The sequence below is a fragment of the Sodalis glossinidius str. 'morsitans' genome (assembly GCF_000010085.1).
Classification (GTDB): domain Bacteria; phylum Pseudomonadota; class Gammaproteobacteria; order Enterobacterales; family Enterobacteriaceae; genus Sodalis; species Sodalis glossinidius.
Map to the genome: position 1 here is coordinate 1,786,800 of NC_007712.1, position 14,540 is coordinate 1,801,339.

General features: G+C 53.6%; 15 protein-coding genes and 5 pseudogenes. 2 read left to right on the plus strand and 18 right to left on the minus strand.

The annotated features are described in order from the left end of the window. The first annotated feature begins 91 nt into the window (after positions 1 to 91). A pseudogene (gene pepT, locus SGP1_RS09265) lies at positions 92 to 1,260 on the plus strand (peptidase T). Between the two features lie 150 nt (positions 1,261 to 1,410). On the opposite strand, the pseudogene SGP1_RS09270 reads toward pepT, so the two are convergent. The 18 genes and pseudogenes from SGP1_RS09270 to SGP1_RS23835 all read right to left on the minus strand — a co-directional run bounded on the left by SGP1_RS09270 (position 1,411) and on the right by SGP1_RS23835 (position 13,594). Beyond that, positions 1,411 to 2,534 (minus strand): annotated as a pseudogene (locus tag SGP1_RS09270) (JmjC domain-containing protein). Positions 2,535 to 2,647: 113 nt separating this feature from the next. Then, a complete protein-coding gene (phoQ, locus tag SGP1_RS09275) occupies positions 2,648 to 4,114 on the minus strand; it encodes a two-component system sensor histidine kinase PhoQ (protein WP_011410941.1) in 1,467 nt (488 codons plus the stop codon). A gap of 5 nt (positions 4,115 to 4,119) precedes the next feature. Further along, positions 4,120 to 4,791: a two-component system response regulator PhoP gene (gene phoP / locus SGP1_RS09280; protein ID WP_011410942.1), complete on the minus strand. Its 672-nt coding sequence runs from the start codon at positions 4,789 to 4,791 to the stop codon at positions 4,120 to 4,122. Positions 4,792 to 4,966: 175 nt separating this feature from the next. Continuing rightward, entirely contained in the window at positions 4,967 to 6,337 is a 1,371-nt protein-coding gene (gene purB, locus SGP1_RS09285; protein ID WP_011410943.1) for an adenylosuccinate lyase, read from the minus strand. A gap of 19 nt (positions 6,338 to 6,356) precedes the next feature. Further along, on the minus strand, positions 6,357 to 6,986 hold the full coding sequence (gene hflD / locus SGP1_RS09290) for a high frequency lysogenization protein HflD (protein WP_011410944.1): 630 nt from the start codon (positions 6,984 to 6,986) through the stop codon (positions 6,357 to 6,359). A 158-nt stretch (positions 6,987 to 7,144) separates the two neighbouring features. Then, positions 7,145 to 8,254, minus strand: coding sequence for a tRNA 2-thiouridine(34) synthase MnmA (mnmA, locus tag SGP1_RS09295; protein WP_011410945.1), 1,110 nt, complete (start codon positions 8,252 to 8,254; stop codon positions 7,145 to 7,147). Positions 8,255 to 8,434: 180 nt separating this feature from the next. Continuing rightward, a pseudogene (locus SGP1_RS29500) lies at positions 8,435 to 8,883 on the minus strand (NUDIX domain-containing protein). Positions 8,884 to 8,917: 34 nt separating this feature from the next. Then, positions 8,918 to 9,343, minus strand: a pseudogene (locus tag SGP1_RS09305) (hypothetical protein). A 384-nt stretch (positions 9,344 to 9,727) separates the two neighbouring features. After that, complete coding sequence (locus SGP1_RS27040) at positions 9,728 to 9,856, minus strand: GhoT/OrtT family toxin (protein ID WP_083764712.1); 129 nt, start codon at positions 9,854 to 9,856, stop codon at positions 9,728 to 9,730. Positions 9,857 to 10,051: 195 nt separating this feature from the next. Continuing rightward, positions 10,052 to 10,291: a tyrosine-type recombinase/integrase gene (locus tag SGP1_RS27045; RefSeq protein WP_083764713.1), complete on the minus strand. Its 240-nt coding sequence runs from the start codon at positions 10,289 to 10,291 to the stop codon at positions 10,052 to 10,054. Between the two features lie 53 nt (positions 10,292 to 10,344). Next, positions 10,345 to 11,115, minus strand: a complete 771-nt coding sequence (locus tag SGP1_RS09310; protein ID WP_011410947.1) for a phage integrase Arm DNA-binding domain-containing protein — start codon at positions 11,113 to 11,115, stop codon at positions 10,345 to 10,347. Next, positions 11,093 to 11,332: an excisionase gene (locus SGP1_RS36285; protein WP_083764714.1), complete on the minus strand. Its 240-nt coding sequence runs from the start codon at positions 11,330 to 11,332 to the stop codon at positions 11,093 to 11,095. Before SGP1_RS36285 ends, SGP1_RS09310 begins: the two co-directional genes overlap by 23 nt. Before the next feature lie 144 nt (positions 11,333 to 11,476). After that, positions 11,477 to 11,749, minus strand: a complete 273-nt coding sequence (locus tag SGP1_RS09315; protein ID WP_041866812.1) for a hypothetical protein — start codon at positions 11,747 to 11,749, stop codon at positions 11,477 to 11,479. 17 nt (positions 11,750 to 11,766) lie between these two features. After that, entirely contained in the window at positions 11,767 to 11,940 is a 174-nt protein-coding gene (locus SGP1_RS30690; protein ID WP_158302366.1) for a hypothetical protein, read from the minus strand. 79 nt (positions 11,941 to 12,019) lie between these two features. Then, on the minus strand, positions 12,020 to 12,259 hold the full coding sequence (locus tag SGP1_RS33110) for a single-stranded DNA-binding protein (RefSeq protein ID WP_243466272.1): 240 nt from the start codon (positions 12,257 to 12,259) through the stop codon (positions 12,020 to 12,022). 57 nt (positions 12,260 to 12,316) lie between these two features. After that, positions 12,317 to 12,928 (minus strand): annotated as a pseudogene (locus tag SGP1_RS31390) (ERF family protein); the annotation flags it as partial. Positions 12,929 to 12,939: 11 nt separating this feature from the next. After that, complete coding sequence (locus tag SGP1_RS23830) at positions 12,940 to 13,227, minus strand: hypothetical protein (protein WP_050747541.1); 288 nt, start codon at positions 13,225 to 13,227, stop codon at positions 12,940 to 12,942. Between the two features lie 13 nt (positions 13,228 to 13,240). Then, on the minus strand, positions 13,241 to 13,594 hold the full coding sequence (locus SGP1_RS23835; RefSeq protein ID WP_050747542.1) for a hypothetical protein: 354 nt from the start codon (positions 13,592 to 13,594) through the stop codon (positions 13,241 to 13,243). 293 nt (positions 13,595 to 13,887) lie between these two features. Between SGP1_RS23835 and SGP1_RS09335 the strand changes: the two genes are divergently transcribed. Next, positions 13,888 to 14,538: a hypothetical protein gene (locus tag SGP1_RS09335; RefSeq protein ID WP_011410949.1), complete on the plus strand. Its 651-nt coding sequence runs from the start codon at positions 13,888 to 13,890 to the stop codon at positions 14,536 to 14,538. The last annotated feature ends 2 nt before the right edge of the window (positions 14,539 to 14,540 follow it).

Genomic DNA, 14,540 nt, shown 5'->3' on the forward strand with positions numbered 1-14,540 from the left:
TGCTCTCTTCAGGCATAAAACTGACCTGACACAATATTTTCCAGCGCGTCGCTGGTCATAATGGGCCGTAGCGAAGAGACAGGCGGAAACAATGAATAAATTACTCGATCGTTTTTTACATTACGTATCTTTTGATACCCAGTCCAAGCCCGGCGTAAAGCATGTGCCCAGCACGACGGTCAATGGAAACTGGCCCAAGCGCTGCAGGAAGAACTGACCGCGCTGGGGCTGACGGATATTACCCTTAGCGATCATGGCTGCCTGATGGCAACGTTGCCGTCGAATGTGTCCTGACTGGTGCCGGTCATCGGTTTTATCGCCCATATGGATACCGCGCCGGATTTCACAGGTAAAAACGTGAATCCGCAAATTGTGGAGCAGTACCGCGGCGGCGATATCGCTCTTGGCAACGGCGATGAGGTTCTTTCGCCGGTCATGTTCCCAGTGCTGCACCAACTGATAGGCCATACGCTTATCACGACCGATGGTAAGACTTTGCTCGGTGCCGACGATAAAGCCGGGCTGGCGGAGATTGTTACCGCGATGGTGCGACTCAAAGAGCAGAATACGCCCCACGGCCCTATCCGAATCGCGTTTACCCCGGATGAGGAGGTCGGCAAGGGGACGCAGTTTTTTGATATCGCGCGTTTCGGCGCCGAGTGGGCCTACGCCCTGGACGGCAGCGGCCTGGGCGAGCTGGAATACGAAAATTTCAACGCCGCTTCGGTAACGGTGAAGATCGTCGGCAATAACGTACATCCGGGCACCGCCAAGGGAGTGATGGTTAACGCGTTGTCGCTGGCCACCCGCTATCATCAGATGATGCCCCCGTCGGAAAGCCCGGAGGCGACCGCCGGCTACGAGGGCTTTTATCACCTCAATACGATGAAAGGCAGCGTGGACAAGGCGGAAATGCACTATATCGTGCGGAACTTCGACCGCCAGCGGTTTGAAGAACGTAAGCAGTTCATGATAACCAACGCAGAAACGCTGGGGGAAGGGCTGCATCCGGATTGCTATATCGAGCTGACGATTGAGGACAGCTATTACAATATGCATGAGCATGTCGCCAAGCATCCCCATATCATTGAACTGGCACGGCAGGCGATGGTGGAGTGCGGCGTCGAGCCGGTCATCAAGCCCATCCGCGGCGGTACCGATGGCGCCCAGCTTTCCTGGCGTGGGCTGCCTTGCCCGAATGTGTTTACCGGCGGGTATAATTATCACGGCAAACACGAATTCGCTTCCCCTGACGCTTGAAGCCCGCGGTACCGGTGCCATCGTCGATGAGGCAGGGGACGGTCATTGCTTACGGCGTAGCCGCCTGGCCAGAGATAGTATCAAGCCGATGTAAAAAAGGCCCCCGTCGCAAAACGGAGGCCTGAGCGCCATTCCAGCCTTCAGCCGGGATCAGTTTTTGAAATACCAGTAACCGCTATTGATAAGACCGGCCAGCAGTGCCAGGAAGGAGGGGTCTTCCAGCGCGTCGCCCAATTGTTCCCGGCTGATGTCATAGCAGGCGGCAAGCGCGGCGGCGGACTGACGGTGCGCCGTGACGATCTTTTCGCCGTTAACATAGCTGTCGTCGCCTACCTGCAAGACCCGCAGTCCGCCGACGCGATACAGGCTTTCTCCCTGATTAAGCAAGTCGTAAATTTCCCCGGCCTGATAGGGCGGCTCCGGCGGCGCCAGATCCAGCTCATGGTGCGATTGTGAAATAAACTCGCCGAACCATTGGTTGAATTGATCGGGCTGCTGCATCAACGCCATCATCATGCCGCGCAGCGCGTCAACTTCTGACGGCAGAATGTGGGCAGGATCGTCGCGCGGCTCAATCGTGGGGTCGCAGTAGCGCTGGCCGCCCAGCTCTTGAGCAAGCACATAATCGGCAAAACCGCTGATCAGCTCGCGGCTGCTCGGTGCCCTGAAGCCGACGGAGTAATTTAGCGCGTTCTCCAGCGCATAACCTTCATGGGGGAAGCCGGGGGGGGGATGTACAGCATATCGCCGGGCTCCATTTGTTCGTCGATGATGGCCTCAAAGGGTTCAACCTGCAGCAGATCGGGATGGGGACAATGCTGCTTCAGCGGGGTTTTATCGCCGACGCGCCAGTGCCGGCGGCCCTGGCCTTGGATAATAAAGACATCATACTGATCGAGATGGGGACCGACGCCGCCGCCGGGAACCGAAAACGAGATCATCAAATCGTCTATCCGCCAGTCGGGCAGATGGCGGAACGGCTGCATCAGCGCCGCCGAGGGCTCGTGCCAGTGATCGACCGCCTGCACCAGCAGCGACCAGTTGTGGTCGCCCAAATGGTCATCGCTGGTAAACGGACCGTGGCTTAACTGCCAGTCGCCGTCATCATGGCTGACCAGACGGCTATCCACCTCCGCTTCCATAGCCAGACCGGCCAGTTCATCCGGAGACAGCGGGTCGACGAAATCGCGAAACGCGCGTTTAATGATGACTGGGCGTTTCTGCCAGTAGCGTTGTAAAAAGTCATTCCAGTCCAGCTCAAGTTGATAATCCATAGCCTGTTCCAACGCAGGGAGATTGAGAGGAATTATAACGGATAGCGCCGCCGCACAGGCCGGATAATTTTACCTGCGGTGCGTCAAACGTGACGGAGCGCCCGTGACCGACCTCAGTTGTCTTCGGGCTGAGGCCCCTGCCGCTTGAAAATGACTTCGACCAACGCCCCGCCTAGGGCACTTTCGCCAATCACGATGTCGCCGTCGTATTGCTCAAGAATTTCCGCTGCCACCGAAAGGCCCAGGCCCTGACCGGGCCGCAGCGTATCGGCGCGCTGACCGCGCTGGAAGATGAGCGTGCGTTTGGACTCGGGGATGCCGGGGCCATCATCTTCGATAATTATATGCAGCGCGCTTTCCCTTTCGCGGGCGCTGACTTCGACAAACTCCAGGCAATACTTGCAGGCGTTGTCCAAAATATTACCCATCACTTCCATAAAGTCGTTTTTCTCGCCGATAAACGTCAACTCCGGTGAAATATCCAGTGACAGAGAAACGCCTTTACGTTGATACACCTTGTTGAGCGCGGAGCACAGGCTATCGAGCAGCGGCGGCACGGAATGCAGTTCACGGCTCAGCACATTATGATCCGAGTGAACGGTGGCACGATGCAGGTAATAGCCTATCTGTTGGGAAATCCGGCTGATTTGCTCCAGCATAATCGGCTCCGCCATTTCGATATTGGTGTCGCGATCGGTACGCAGGGAGCGCAGCGTGGTCTGCAGCACCGCCAGCGGCGTTTTCAGGCTGTGGGTCAAATCCGACAGGGTCGAGCGGTACTTCTGATAGCGCTGACGTTCGTTATTCAGCAGGATACTCAGGTTGCGCACCAGAATGTCCAGCTCACACGGCGGGTTCTCGTCAAGGCGTTCCCGCTCGCCCACCTCCAGCTCGCGCACCTGGCGAACTAAATCCTTGATGGGGCGCAGGCTCCAGTGCGCCGCCAGCCACAGCAGCGGCACCACCAGCAGCAGATTGGCAAGCAGAACGTAGCTGAACCATTCCCACACCAGATCGGTGCGCTGCAGCTCATGAGGAATGGTATCGACGACCACAATGGTCAGCGGCGGCAGGCGGCCGGTAGCCGGATAGCGGTTGACCGCCACGGAGTGGGTCAGAGCATTGTCGTTGCTGCTGTCGAACTCTTTCAGCTGAACCTGGGCGCTGGGATTATCCCCCACCACCGCGCTACTGGTGCGCGTATCGGTATCGAGCTCAAAATAGCCAGTCTTGGTCAGCCAGTCCTGCTGTAAGCGCGACTCCAGCGCCGGTACATAGCGCTGGCGCCAGAGAATATGGCCATTTTCATCATAGATCAGCACCAGGGCGGCAAAATTGATATCGATATTCGGCGGCACGGCGATTGACAGCTTATTGTCCTTCCACTGCGCCAGACTGAAAAAAAGATTACTTTCGCCGCGCAGCAGGCGGAATGACGTTTTATCAAAGCTGACGCTGTAGCCAATGACGGCCACCATGCCGTAGCACAGAGAGAGAGCCAGAACTACGCAGGCTGCCGCCAGCAAGAATCTGACGCGCAGGGAAAACGGTTTTTTGTGGCGTAACGGAAATAGGGTCATAGAGCCTAGTTAACATCAAAACGGTAGCCCTGACCGCGAACTGTGGTGATCACTTCATACGGGTAATTGGCCTGCATTTTTTTCCGCAGACGCCCCATTAACACGTCGATGGTGTGACTCTCGCGCAATTCAGCGTCGGGATAAAGTTGCAGCATCAGCGAATCCTTGCTGACGACTTTGCCGGCGTTGCGTATCAGTGTCTCGATAATGGTATATTCAAACGCAGTGAGCCTGATATTAACCTCATTAATCATAAGCTCACGGCGCGAAAGATCAATGAGGAAAGGTGGCAGTTCGATAACCTGCGACGCCAGACCGCTGTTGCGGCGCATTAACGCCTGCATGCGTGCTACCACCTCTTCCAGATGAAAAGGCTTTGTGACATAGTCATCAGCGCCGGCTTCCAGAACCGTGACTTTGTCCTGCCAGCCTTCCCGGGCAGTGAGCACCAGCAGGGGAATTTTCACCTGATGGCTTCGCCAGCGGCGAATAAGATTGAGACCGTCCTCATCGGGCAGGCCTAAATCGACAATAGCGATATCGGGTGGATGCTCATTTAGAAAGTAGTCCGCCTCCCGGGCGTCCGCGGCGGCATCCACCTGGTGCCCCATTTCACGCATCTGTACCATCAGATGATGACGAAGAAGAGAATTATCTTCTATTACCAGAACTCGCATTGCAGCTCCTAATAAAATCACCCTTAACGGATCCGGTGGCGCAATCCGTCTTGTTAAGCGGTTATCCTCCCGGTTGGAAGGAATATCTTACCGGATAAGAGTATCCCAGAGAGTGACTAAACTCCGCATAAACAGAGAGGGAACCAGGGTCGGGCGCAGGTTCCCTTTTCGTCGCTTATTTTAATTCGTCAACCATTGTCGTGGCGCGGCCGATATAATTAGCTGGCGTCAGCGTTTTTAGCCGTACTTTCCCCGCTTCCGGCAACGGCAGATTATCAATAAAGGCTTGCATACCCTCAGCATCGACGCGCTTGCCGCGGGTAAGCTCTTTCAGCTTCTCGTACGGTTTTTCAATTCCGTAGCGGCGCATCACCGTCTGTATGGGTTCAGCCAGGACTTCCCAATTGTTGTCCAATTCTGCCAGCAAATAGGCTTCATTCACCTCCAATTTACTGATTCCTTTTAGCGTAGACTGGTATGCGATAAGTGCATAACCCATCCCGACACCTAAATTGCGCAGCACGGTGGAATCGGTCAAATCCCGCTGCCAGCGCGAAATGGGCAGTTTTGCCGCCAGGTGATTCATCACCGCATTCGCCAGGCCAAGATTCCCTTCCGAGTTCTCGAAATCGATAGGGTTCACTTTATGCGGCATGGTCGAAGAACCGATTTCGCCGGCGACGGTGCGCTGTTTGAAATGATTGAGGGCGATATAACCCCACACGTCACGGTCAAAATCGATAACGATAGTATTGAACCGCGCAATGCAGTCAAACATTTCGGCGATATAATCATGCGGCTCGATTTGAGTAGTATAGGGGTTCCAGCCAATACCGAGCCCGGTGACGAACTCCTCGCTGAACCGATGCCAGTTCACTTCGGGATAGGCGACCATATGGGCATTATAATTGCCGACGGCGCCGTTAATTTTGCCCAGTATCTCTACTCGTTCCAACTGACGATATTGCCGCGTCATACGATAGGAAACATTGGCCACTTCTTTGCCCATAGTTGAGGGCGTCGCCGGCTGTCCGTGGGTGCGCGATAGCAGGGGGATATCGCGATAGCGTTCGGCCAGCGCCGTTACCGCCGCGATAATCTCGCGCCAGGCCGGTAGCAGAACGGATTCGCGGGCGGTGGCTAGCATCAGCGCGTGGGAAAGATTGTTGATATCCTCGGAGGTGCAGGCGAAATGGATGAATTCACTTACCGCCTGCAGTGCCGGTTGCCCGGCGACCTTCTCCTTCAAAAAATATTCTACCGCTTTCACATCATGATTGGTGGTACGTTCAATGATTTTGATGCGCTCGGCATCCTCTACGCTGAAGTTCGCGACAATGGCGTCAAGGAAACCGTTTGCGTGGTCGTCAAAAGGGGGGACCTCTTTAATAGCGTCAAAGGCGGCCAGCTTTTGCAGCCAGCGTACTTCCACCTGTACGCGAAATTTCAGCAAACCGAATTCACTGAAAATAGCGCGTAGCGGACTGACTTTGTCGCCGTAGCGGCCGTCTATAGGCGAAACGGCGGTCAGAGAGGATAATTCCATCGATTGCGACTCCTGGAGATTAAGTATGTGAAAGTATCTGTTTAGCTTTTTTGAACAATCGGTTGCGGGCGAACATAAGCTGAAATCTGCCGCCGCCAACCTGCTGCCACAGCACGGCGGAGCGGATGCCTGCCAGCAGTACGGCGCGCACTTTGGCCTGAATCTGTGTGTTTTGCAATACCACCGGCGCGCCGGTGACCTGAATACGCGGTCCGAGCGGGCTGATGATGTCCACATAAATGCTGGCCATCGCGCTGATAAGCGTGTCCGACAGTAAATCAAAATGGCTGAGCTGACGGTCAAGCGCGTCGATGCGGCGGCTTAACTCCGCCTGCGCGCCACGATTACCGTTCAGCTTGCGTTCAAGCACTATCAGCCCCAGAGTATACCAGGTCAGCTCGGCGCCCAGTCCCTCGCGCGACGACGCATTCAGCACGTTCTGCAGCGTCTCCAATCCCATCCGCAGATTGGCCGGGTTATCGCCGTAGACCGCGCGCACCGACGGCGGATTCAAATCCAGCAGACTCTGGAGCGAGACGCGCAGCGGCGGCTCATCGCACTGGCTTTGATGTGCGAGCTGCTGTACCAGCCGCGCGCTCTGGCACACGCCCGCCAGCGCCAGCGTAATGTCGAAATAATTCTTGGCCAAGATGACTCCTGTATCCATCCCTGAGGTTAAGTCCACCCGTCAGGCGTCCGGTCAACGGCGCGCCAGGCGCACAACGCTTGCGTGATCATGCCATAAAAGTGCTTTCAAACACAGCAGCAAGCGCCGCGCCTGACGGCACCCTGTGCTGCGGGTGCGTCTTAGTGACTTAAGGGTTGGCGCGCTTCTATTATCCCGCCGCCCAAACAGCGTTCCGCCAGATAAAACACCGCCGATTGGCCCGGCGTGACGGCGGTGACGGGCTGGTCGAAGGTCACCTGCAAACGTCCGTCCGCCTGTGGCGTTACCAGACAAGCTATATCGGGCTGGCGATAACGGATTTTCACCGTGCAGCGCAGCGCTTCGGTAAGCGGTTCCCGTTCAACCCAGTGTAGCTGACCTGCGGTAAGACCGGTAGACATTAGCCGTGGATGCTGGTGGCCCTGAGCGACAATCAGCCGGTTATGGTCAAGATCTTTATCTACCACATACCAGGGATCCTCGCTGCCGTCGCGGGTTCCGCCGATGCCCAATCCTTTACGCTGACCCAGAGTATGGTACATCAGCCCCTGGTGGCGACCCACCTCCTGGCCGTCAACCGACACGATCGCCCCCGGCTGCACCGGCAGGTAGCGGCCGAGGAAATCGCGAAACTTCCGCTCGCCAATGAAACAAATGCCGGTGGAATCCTTTTTGGCGGCCGTCGCCAGGCCAAGATCAGCGGCAATGCGGCGCACTTCTGGTTTCGCCAGTTCCCCTATTGGAAACAGGCAGCGCGCGAGCTGCGCATGGCCCAGAGTATATAGAAAATAGCTCTGGTCTTTATTATCATCCAGACCGCGCAGCAGGCGGCTTTTGCCGTTCACGTCGGCGCGGCGCACGTAATGGCCAGTGGCGATATAGTCGGCGCCGAGATCGTCGTCGGCGAACTCCAGGAACGCTTTGAATTTAATTTCCTTATTGCACAGAATATCCGGATTGGGGGTGCGGCCCACCTGGTATTCGGCGAGAAAGTGCGCGAAAACGTTATCCCAATATTCGGCGGCGAAATTGACGGTATGCAGCGCGATACCCAAGGTATCGCACACCGCCCTGGCATCGGCCAGATCGCTTGCCGCGGTGCAATACTCCTCGTTGTCGTCCTCCTCCCAGTTTTTCATGAACAGTCCCTCCACCCGATAACCCTGCTGCTGTAGCAACCAGGCGGAGACGGAAGAGTCGACACCGCCGGACATGCCGACGATTACTTTTTTTTGACCATTATCTGACATGGGATTCTCACGAACGGGATGACCGCCGCGCGTTGCGCGGCGCAGTAAAACAGGCGGCGTATTTTATCATGATCGACCCCCGGGCCGCCACCTTCGGCCGTGCGGGCAATGGCTACGCCCTGCTACGGCAACGGGGGGGCGCGGCGCGCCGCTCATACGGCCTCGCCGGAATCGTGACCGTTAGAATGGCCAGTTGAACGCCTGGAGCAGATCCAGCGGCAGGCGCTCGCCGCGCTGATAACAACGAAGACTCTCCGCCACCAGCGGCGTAGCGCAGCTGATTGGAGGAGAAAATGGATTCAGCCGGCAGCCACAGGCAGCGGTCGATATCGTCATCCTGCGGGATAGCCGTCACGCAACGCGGCAGATAAAATGGCGAACAAAAACCGCAGAAAAGGGGTGTTATCGGGCGCAATCCATTGATATATCTGCAGCAGCGCCTGGGGCAAGGCGCGAATACCCGATTCTTCCCACAATTCACGCTGCGCCGCCTCAATAAGGGTTTTGTCCGCCTCGAGATGGCCGGCAGGCTGGTTCCAGCGCGGCTGGCCGTGAATCGTTTCCTCGACCACTAGAAACTGGCTCTCCGCCTGCACCACGCAGGCAACGGTAACATGGGGCTTGAACATAGCGGCTCTTGTCCTCCGTGGGCGTTGAGAAACGTTATTTTAGAGTAATATCGCGCCACTCTCCCGGCACCAGACCGTCCAGGCACCAATCCGCGATTTGATAGCGAATCAGCCGCAGCGTCGGATGTCCGATGTCTGCGGTCATGCGGCGCACCTGGCGGTTTTTCCCCTCAACCAGCGTCACCCGCAGCTAGCGGGTAGGGATGGAGGCGCGCACGCGAATCGGCGGCGTTCGCGGCCATAACCATTCAGGCTGCGAAACGGCCTCCACGCCGGCAGGCAAAGTCAGCCCGTCTTTGAGCATCAGGCCTTCACTGTCCCGATACAGCCTACCTGCAGCATAAAAATCCTTGAGAGTAGCGCGACCGGCGTCATCGCTGAATTGAGGAAGCACGTCATAAGGTTTATTGAACAGGATAACACGGGGGACCCTGCGTTGACGCGGGTTGACGGCGGTGATGGCGCATAACGCTGGGCTTTTTGCTAATGGGAATGTCTATGTCAGCTTCACGGAACCGTGAGTATACCGAATTCACCGTGCGGCAGCGGCAAAAAAAGCGGGCCTGCAGGCCCGAAAAAAATGGGCAAACTACAAACTTGCATGTGGAGCACTAACTCTAAACAAGGGATAGGCATTTTGCTTCACGGTGGCAAATTAATAGTTAAAAATTTTGATGTAGGAGCATTATCGACATATTAGCGGGCTGATGCGATGGGTGTGGAAAGCGTACAGCTCCAGCGGATGATAACCTCGGGCGCGATCGTAGGCAGCTTGCATGGCGCGCCAGCGGACGACGTCAGAACAAGGCGAATAACAGCATTACTGGCAGGCTCATCGGCCAGGTCAAATGATTTTTGCAGTAAACAGACGAATGCGTAGGGAAGGATCCTGACTGAGCAGGAAGGTAACGGGTGCTGCAATTAACAGTCCGATAAAATAAATATGTGTTAACGCTTCCCAGGCGGGGGACATAGCTTTACCGATCCTGTTTGGATTGAGAGCGCGGAGTGTAGCCGCTAAGCGCGTGTGACGCAATCAGCCGCGCGGCATAATGTGGGCATCGAAACGGGTGGGGCGCTATGCACAGGATAGCGCCATTAAAACATTAGCTTTTTAATTCAGCTTGTTACAAGCTATCGATCGGAATTACTCGAAATTCGATCGAAATCATTCAATCTCAGCCCACTCCGACCCTCTTACATCCCGGTACTTATCTGTCATCTCGGATGACTTGTGTCCTAGCAATTTTTGCGCATAATCCCTACCTTTCTCATCGGTGTAAAGTCGCGCTGCCAAACTTCTGATTTCATGAAATGGGGGAGGGTTACGTTCCCATGTTAGATGCCTTGTGAGCTTTCCGAAATCCAGCGGAGAGTGTTTTCGCAGAAAATTTCTCATGTCCTGCATCGGCGACAATATGCGCTCCGCTGTTGTTTAATGTCCTAAACCGGTTTAGTACATCAGAAAGACATAAGTTGAGACAGTCGATGCGGGTTGTCTCGGAGAACGCAAGCAATCATGCCTGTTTTCGCCTGTTTAATGTAAAGACGTCCGTCTTTGATATCCTCCCAGCGTAGTGCTTGTATATCCCCTAAGCGTTGACCGGTGACTAAAGCAAGATCAAGGCAAGGGCCGACCCATGCAGGTAATGTATCCGCTGCCTTGCGTATAAGCTTCCACGCATCCAAGGTTATGCGTTCCCGTTGAATATCTATACGTTGGTTTCGGGTGGCTTCGGCTGGATTGCTTTTGAGCAGCCCCTCAGCAATCGCTTCACGAAACAGGTCACGTAACAACGCTCTGATGCAGTTCGCCATTGTCACTTTCCCCGCCTTTGCCCATTGGTACAGGAAGTCGGCAATGTCTTTGGTTTCTACTTTCTGAATAGCAAACTTGCCCAAGTAGGCGTTAACGGCCTTCAGGTATTTATTATACTCACTCATCGTTTTCGGCTTAAGCTTTCGGCTCTCCAATATTTCCAGATAACGTGTAGTCCATTCGTTAACTGTGGTCGCCTGTGTGCCGCTGATGCTGTCAACGAGCGGTGATTGCTTTGATGAGCCATAAATCGCCATATTAGCCGCGATAGCTTGCGTAATGGCCTCGCGACGATTGCATCCTAGGCCATATTCTTTTCCCGTGCGTGGGTCACGGTAGCAGATGTAGCCGCCATTGCGGGGTTGCAGGTTTGGCGGCAAATCGCGGTTCTTATGGCTTCTCCGGCGTGCCATGTTTTATCCTCGATACTAATGATGGTGGAGTTGCGCTAGACGGGTAAAATGTATCGTTACGACTTAGCCTTGTGGCCGTTTCGTCAACCAAATATTCCTGTCCTTCAAATATTGCTAGAGGGCGAAATTTTCCCGTTCTGACGGCCCTCCTAATCGTTTCCATACAGCGCGGACGGGCTTGCCGCCGATTCCATTCGGATAATGTGATGTATGCCATTATTTGCCTCTGCTAAATCAAGCCGCTGCGCCGTTCGTCATGACGGCGAGCAGGCGGGGGAATGGCGAATCGTAGAAATAGAGTTGCACACCTGGTGTGCAGTGGTGAGGTGATTTCAGGCTGCCATGCGACAGCCGGGGTTATTTATTGCATGGTCGCTTGAATCCGATGCAGCGCACCATTTACCAGAGAGGCCAGTATTTCCTCTTTTGGCAGTCCAGAACGAATGCCTTCCTCATATTCCCCAATAAGCTTGCAGTCCGCTTCAAATTGTGTTTGTCGGATATCATCTTTAAGCAGCCAGCATTCTGTATCGGCCTGATTTTCCATGCGGATAATGCGGTTTTCCAGTTTTTTAATTTCTTCGATAAAGCAGGTCTCCCGGCGAGCGAGTAATCCAGTGAGTAAACCATTCATGTTTCACCTCAATAGCGTTAATGTGAGTTGGAAAAGCGCCGTAGATTTCGTTTTTCTAAAATCATACCTAATTTATCGGCTTTACGCTGAGCCTCATAAGCATTATGAATGATTGCTCCGTCGGGGAATTGCCATGCAGTACCACTGGCATTGTAAAAGCGAACCATTATTTTATGGCTATTTGTGTCCATGTTGAACTCCTGTATTACAGATAGCCTACTCCCTGACCGAGAGTCAGCCATGAATTGCATTAATCTGTAGGGTTAGAATCTAAAAGGGGATATTATCATCAAACGGCGGTGGAGCTTCATCACTTACTGTCGGTTTATTTTGCTGAGGCCGTCCCTCCTGTTTGCTGGTGAAATCAATCTCATTAACAATAACGACCGGCGTTGATTTCTCGGTGCCGTCTTTGGCTGTCCAGCTTTCGAGAACGAATTGCCCTGTAACGGTTATTTTCGTCCCTTTGGTGAGATAACAGGGTAATTTCTCTGCTCTTGCCCCAAACATACGGCACTGTACCCAAGTGACTTTTTCATGCTCGCCATATCCCTGCTTGACTGGCAATGAATGCTGCGCCGTACCATTCAACGGCTTCCAGATTTTTCCAAATTCTATTTGGAGTTCATGTAATGATTGAACAGTCATTGCCTGCTCGGTGAAGGATTTAAGAATATCATCTGGTGTAGGTGCTGCCACTTCATGCACTTCAGCATCGGCATCAATAGCTGTTTCTTCCGTGGGTATGCAAAAAGCTTGAAAGGCAGCATATTTGTAAGCAATGGACATCGCCTCGCCATAGGTCGTCACGGTGTGTTTTGAGCCGTCTTCTGTTGCAACAAAGTCAAATTCAGCTTTGACCGTAACATAAAACAGTACACCGCCTTTTGTGGTTGCTCTTTCGGTCACCGTCCGCTCAACAATTTGGGGAAGAATGACCAGCCCATATTTTGCCAGTACCGGAGCCAGTGCAGTATAAACTTGGTCAATCCCCCAAAATCTAAATCCTTGCTGAGCGTTCTTTCCTTGCGCGCCGAGAGACGCGGCAACCGATCCGACACCACTAACGTCTGCGGCGGACCCGTCGCCTTCAATATGGTAGGTTTTCCCGATCTCGAACTGATAACCACGGCAAGTCAGGTCGGCGTTAAAGCCTTTGTAGGCAATGATTTTGGTCATGGTGTTTGTCCTTATGCGGCCTGAAGATATTTGTCATGAGTGAATTCGCCGTTCCAGCTTTTCTTCATCATCGGAAGCTCGCCTTTGAGGTAGTGGCGATAAAGCCATTTAGCGCCTTCTTTTAAAAGAATGACCTCATAAAATTTCTTCTTGCCTTTTTCGGTGTTAACGGTGACAATTTTTTTAGTAAAGTATTTGTCGCGTGCATAAGCCTTTACACGCCACTCATAAGGTTTGTTTTCCTCTTTCTGTCCGTCGTAGAGGAAATTACGCTCTGCTAGAAACAGATTTACCCCCATAACATTTACCCCGTTAAGTTGCTTGCAGAACTGTGATGGAGTCATTCCTACCTGGAATAAATTTTGTAAACAATGAATCTCCTCTTCTTGTTTTTTTATTGACCAATGCCAAAAGTTGCTTTTCCTCTGCTAATTCTGCAGCGAGGCGCAGTGCATCGGGGTATGTTTGCGGAATGGTGGGTTTCTTGGCTTGTTCTTCCGGTTCCCGCCAGCGTTTGACGACTTTATGACGAAGATCAATGCTGTACCCCATGACGAGTGTCATCGTGAGGTCTTGGTCGAGTAAAGCCTCTTGGTAAATGCGTCCTGATGAGTCTTGGTAATCTCCCCAGATTTGGGGAGATTGAATATTGAGCGCTTCAAGCATCTTTCGACAGTCCCTTAAAACATGCGAGTCAAGTTTTCGGAGAAGAGTTCAAGTTCTTAACAGCATGCATCCTGTCATCTGCACAAAATCGCTGTAGCCTTTGTGGAATGCGGGTTCTTCTGGGCGCAAGCCCCTTCACGCCTGCATCAAAAGCTTTATGAATGCCTCACACATTTTTGCAGTGAGCGACCCGCGGGCAGTGGCAACGCACAGTTTGGTTGTAGTTCATGGAGGTAACTCCTTCCGTTGATGTGGTGGATACGCTACACTTGGCCTAAACAGGAGGATCCCCCATGGGACAAGTTGCATTTGATACATTGCAGGCGTCAGAAGAGCTTCAGACAGCCGGGCTTACCAGTGAGCAAGCCAAGGCGATTTCGCTCGTCGTGCGCAAATCTCATGAGGTGGCAGATGTGGCTACCAAGGCTGATATTGCTGAGGTGAAGCGCGATATAGCCGATGTTCGTAAGGACCTATCAGCAGAGATAGCCGATGTCCGTAAGGACCTATCAGCAGAGATAGCCGATGTCCGTAAGGACCTATCAGCAGAGATAGCCGATGTCCGTAAGGACCTATCAGTAGAGATAGCCGATGTCCGTAAGGACCTATCAGCAGAGATAGCCGATGTCCGTAAGGACCTATCAGCAGAGATAGCCGATGTCCGTAAGGACCTATCAGCAGAGATAGCCGATGTCCGTAAGGACCTATCAGCAGAGATAGCCGATGTCCGTAAGGACCTATCAGCAGAGATAGCCGATGTCCGTAAGGACCTATCAGCAGAGATAGCCGATGTCCGTAAGGACCTATCAGCAGAGATAGCCGATGTTCGCAAGGATATTGCTAACAGGTTCGATAAATTGGGACTACAGATGACGGTTCGTGTTGGTGGGATGCTTATTGCTGCCGTTGGCCTTATGACCGCTATTTTGAAATTGCTGAAATAGCT